Here is a 4,462-nt window from a genome sequence, read left to right on the forward strand (position 1 = left end):
CGGATTTCAAGGATTCCGTCGTTGTAGGAGGCCTGGACATCCTTCTCATCCACGGGGCCGGGCAGGGTCACGGTGCGGGAAAACGCGCCGTAGCGGAATTCGGAGCGGTAACCCTTTTTGCTTTTCTTCTCCGTTTTTTCCTCGTGCTTGACCTCGATCCGCAGCTGGTCGGCGGTCAGGGTGATGTCCACATCCTTTTCCGGATCAATACCGGGAACCTCGGCCCGCACGACCATGGACCCGTCCTCCCGGTATTCCTCAACCCGCAGCCACTCCAGATCCCCTTCCAGCAGCCGGCGCAGGGGTTCGGGAACGTCAACGCCGGCACGGCGCAGAATATTGGCCATCGCTGCTGCCTCCAATCAATGTTCCGGCCCGGCGGTTCCAGCCTTCCGGGACCGGGGATGGATCTCTGACACCACCACGCTACGCTCGCGCCCATTGGAGTGTTAAGACCGAAAATACATCCGCCCGTGGCCGGCCTGTAACCTCAACGGCCTCTTCGCAAGGATCAGGGGCCCGGGTTCGTACGTCATTGTTACGGAAAGATCACGGGGACCCTGTACGGGCGGGCGCGTTGTCCCTACAGTACGTAGTCAACCGGTCCATTCGGGGACCGGGTCCTTTGGCAATTGGGGGGAACAACGATGAGAGATGATTTCACCGCCGACAAGGATGTCCTGCTCAGTGTGGCGCAGGTCGCCGACCGGCTGCGGGTCTCCCGCATGAGCGTCTACCGGATGATCCGCAGCGCGCAGCTGCCCGCGGTACGGATCGGACACACCTACCGGATCAGCAGAGACCGGCTGGCCCGGTACCTGGACAACGCACTGGTCCGCGCCTCCGCTCTGACCACAGCCCAGGTCCGGCCACAGCCAGGGGACGGCGGGGAGGACCTTCCCCGGGTGCGGATCCGGTGCCAGAATCGACAGTGTCGTCCGCCCGGTGGGATGTCCTCGAACCATGATCCTGCCGGCACGGACGACAGGGCCGGTACCCATGAGCCGGCCGACGGGGCGGGCGGAAACCCCGGAGCAGTGTTTCCGCCCGTTCCATCTGCTGCACGGGGTTAAGGAGGCGGAAATGGAGCACAGCACCAGGGAGGAGGTCATCAACCGCATCCGGGTGGCCGCCGCGGACAAAGAATCGCTGCAGTTCGACCTGGACCGCGCCGATGCCCTTCTGCAGGACGCGGTCCGGGCAGGGCTGGCCGCCGGTGTCCCGGCACCGGATCTGGCCGCCGCCTCCGGCCTGCCGCTGGATGAGGTCGAGGACATGGGACGGACCGGACCCTAGGACCGGATCCGGCCGCACAGGGGCCCGCCGCCCCGAAGCGCGCTGTGCGGCCGGCGCCGTTTGCCGGATGCGCCTTAGCCCGGGCGCGGCACGTCCGGTGCCGGGACGGGTTCGCCGATGCCGTGGATGCGCCAGCGGCCGTCGGCGCATCTGACCAGGGTCAAAACCACGCCCGCAGCGGCCTCCTCGAATGCATGCTCGCCCACAGACCGCTCCGGGACCCGGACATGGCAGATATCCGGGTCCGAAGCCGGTTCGGCCCGGAGATCCAAGACCGGTGAGCCCAGCGCCGTGATGGTTTCCCGGGCCAGCTGCAGCCCCCGGTCGGTTCCCCAGCCCGACAGCGGCGAAATGAACCAGCGCAGGGACTCCATCAGTACCGTGCGGGCCGGTTCCGTGTGCGGGTAGCGGTTCCAGACGGCCAGCAGATCACAGAACGCCGCTGCCGCGCGCACCGGATCATAGCGGGCCCCCTCCCCCAATCCCATGGCTGGATTCTCCCCCGGACCCCGGACACAGGGAAGCCCCGAAGCGGTTTATGACAGCAGAAGCAACCGGAACCGGTCTCGCCTCCACGCCACCGATGCGGGCGGTCCACCAGCCCCACGGGGCGCAGCCGCCGCTGATCATTCCCACCTAAGTCCCTGTGCAGCGCCGATCCGGCCACACCGAATCTGATGCTGCCCACCACGCCGGTACCCGGCGGCCCATCCGATCACCAGCGACCTGCGGGGACGGCCCTCTTACCGGCTTCCCCGCCCGGGGCGGTGTTCACCCTTGGAACGGTTTGAACACCCAGTCGGACCAGGCTCCCATCCTTTGGAAGGACGGGAGCCTGCTCCACGCCCCGCAGCTGTGGTGCACCGGCTCCTTCAGCGCCGATAACAGCGCATACGTCCGGTTTCTCCTGTCCCGGACCGGTGGCAGATTCAGGTGCCGAACCTGAGGACCGCGGCTCCGGTGACCCGGTTGGCGGCAAGGTCCCTGAGGGCCTGTTCCGCTTCCGGGAAGCTGTAGGCGTTGACGGTGGGGCGGATCGGGATGCGTGCGGCCAGGTCCAGCAGCTCCTGGCCGTCGCGGCGGGTGTTGGCAGTGACGCTGCGGATCTGCCGTTCCTGGAAGAGTTCGGCGGCGTAGTTCAGGGACGGGATGTCGCTGAGGTGGATTCCGGCGATGGCCAGGGTGCCGCCGCGGTCCAAGGCCCGCAGCGCCGGCGGAACGAGGTCGCCGGCCGGGGCGAAGAGGATGGCCGCATCCAGCGGCTCGGGCGGCTCGTCGGTGCCCGCCCCGACGAAGGCGGCGCCGAGTCCGGCGGCCAGGCGGCGTGCCTTTTCCGAGCGCGTCATCACAAAGACTGTGGCCCCTTCATAGATGGCGATCTGGGCGGCCAGGTGCGCCGAGGCCCCGAAGCCGTAGATGCCCAAGGTGCCGCCCGGTCTCAGTTCCGCCCGGCGCAGCGCCCGGTAACCGATGATGCCCGCGCACAGCAGCGGGGCGGCTTCGGTGTCTGCGAAGGTCTCGGGTATGGCGTAGGCGAAGGATTCCGGCACGGCGGCCAGTTCGGCGTAGCCGCCGTCCTCGTCCCAGCCGGTAAAGCGCGGGTCCAGGCACAGATTCTCAGCTTTTCGCAGGCAGAACCGGCAGCTGCCGCAGGTACGGCGCAGCCAAGCGACGCCCACCCGCTCACCGATGCCAAATCGGGTGCATTCCGGGCCGCGGCCAACGACCTCGCCGACCACTTCATGACCGGGAACCACCCGCAGCCGGTGGGGCTTCAGGTCCCCCTCGGCCAGGTGCAGGTCCGTGCGGCACACCCCGCAGGCCCGCACCCGGATCAGCAGGTCCGCCGGGCCGGGCACCGGGTCGGCGCGTTCCCCGAATCGCAGCGGCGAGCCCGCCTGCGGTCCGGTCAGCGGGGCGGGGTATTCGATCCACCAGGCACGCATGGCCCCTCAACTCCTCCGATACCGGGCCGGGCTACGGGCAGGAACATCTCCAGCGTAGAGGATCGTAATGACACCCGCGACGGAACCGCGCCATCGGCACAACGTCAAACGACTGGAGGCAGAACTCATGTCCGTCACACATCAGGTTGCACTGCATGTCAGCCGGCACTGCCATAAGGGGTTTGGCCGTCCTTGGTCAGCTCGCGCTCAAATCCGTTCGCTGCTCGACCACACGCCGATATCAGCGCATACGTCACCAGTATTTCCCGGCGAACGTCCAGGGCTATCCACGTGGTCTTGTCCGGTACGAATCCCGGCACATAGGCTGGGGAGCGGGCGGCGGGACGGGGTCCACAGCACGGATCCGCAGAGCCGGCCCAGAAGGAATGCAGCATGACAACAGGAACAGTCAAATGGTTCAACGCGGACAAGGGCTTCGGCTTCATCACCCCTGACGACAACGGACCGGATGTGTTCGCGCACTTTTCCGCCATCTCCGCCAGCGGCTACCGCTCACTGGAGGAGAACCAGCGCGTCGAATTCGACGTCACCCAGGGCCAGAAGGGACCGCAGGCGGAGAACATCCGCCCGGTCTAAAGGGCCAGGCCTGAAACCGGCCCCCGGCAGGCTCCCGGATGGGGCAGGACGACACCACGAATCGGCGGTCGGCTCTCCAGCGTCCTAATAGCCCGCACTGCGTGAACCGGCGGACGGGAGTGCTCCTTCAGGCTCCCGTCCACCGGCGCCGTTTTTCACGACCCGGTGCAGTCCGTCAGAAAAAGCGCCGGCAGCTCCGGGCAGGCCAGCGCAGATCCTGGTGCTGTTCCCTCACCGGCACCTGAGATCCCCGGGCGGCTTCAGGTGCCCCGGGCCGCGATAGCTGAAGTCTGCCCCGGAACAGGCCAGGGACCCGGTGGAATGAACCCCTGCAGCCGGGCCCGGGGCGGCGTTAGGCCCGCCGGTTTCGGGTGGGCGTCGGTTCCTGGTGGGCGTCGGTTCCCGGTCCAAGGTACGGATCTGCCCGTCCCCGTCGCGTTCAGGCTCACTTCAGCCCAAGCCTGAGCCGGCTTTGTTATTCAGGCAGCCGCGCTGCGGTAAGCCTCGGTGATCTGAGCCGGACTCCGTCCTCTTTCCGGGATGCTGTCGCTGCCTTTCTCAGTCTTCGCAGTCGCGGCAGTAGGCGACGCCGTCCTTCTCGCGCGCTTTCCGGGAGCGGTGGT

6 protein-coding genes are annotated in these 4,462 nt (G+C 67.4%); 3 read left to right on the forward strand and 3 right to left on the reverse strand.

Features of this window, described 5'->3' with window-relative positions; translation table 11 throughout:
• Nucleotides 1-347, reverse strand: a 347-nt coding sequence (locus AC5RW2_RS40645; protein ID WP_494075268.1) for an Hsp20/alpha crystallin family protein, incomplete at its 3' end; no start/stop codon positions are given.
• A 300-nt stretch (nt 348-647) separates the two neighbouring features.
• Here AC5RW2_RS40645 and AC5RW2_RS40650 point away from each other — a divergent pair.
• A complete protein-coding gene (locus AC5RW2_RS40650; protein WP_494075269.1) occupies nt 648-1,073 on the forward strand; it encodes a helix-turn-helix domain-containing protein in 426 nt (141 codons plus the stop codon).
• A 10-nt stretch (nt 1,074-1,083) separates the two neighbouring features.
• On the forward strand, nt 1,084-1,296 hold the full coding sequence (locus tag AC5RW2_RS40655) for a hypothetical protein (RefSeq protein WP_494075270.1): 213 nt from the start codon (nt 1,084-1,086) through the stop codon (nt 1,294-1,296).
• Between the two features lie 74 nt (nt 1,297-1,370).
• Here AC5RW2_RS40655 and AC5RW2_RS40660 read toward each other — a convergent pair whose 3' ends face one another.
• Complete coding sequence (locus AC5RW2_RS40660) at nt 1,371-1,784, reverse strand: hypothetical protein (protein ID WP_494002581.1); 414 nt, start codon at nt 1,782-1,784, stop codon at nt 1,371-1,373.
• Between the two features lie 441 nt (nt 1,785-2,225).
• Complete coding sequence (locus AC5RW2_RS40665) at nt 2,226-3,242, reverse strand: zinc-dependent alcohol dehydrogenase family protein (protein WP_493986527.1); 1,017 nt, start codon at nt 3,240-3,242, stop codon at nt 2,226-2,228.
• Nucleotides 3,243-3,635: 393 nt separating this feature from the next.
• Here AC5RW2_RS40665 and AC5RW2_RS40670 point away from each other — a divergent pair, with 393 nt between their 5' ends.
• Nucleotides 3,636-3,839, forward strand: a complete 204-nt coding sequence (locus AC5RW2_RS40670) for a cold-shock protein (protein WP_493986604.1) — start codon at nt 3,636-3,638, stop codon at nt 3,837-3,839.
• Nucleotides 3,840-4,462: the final 623 nt, after the last annotated feature.

This window comes from Arthrobacter sp. B0316-1-20, from assembly GCF_059091865.1.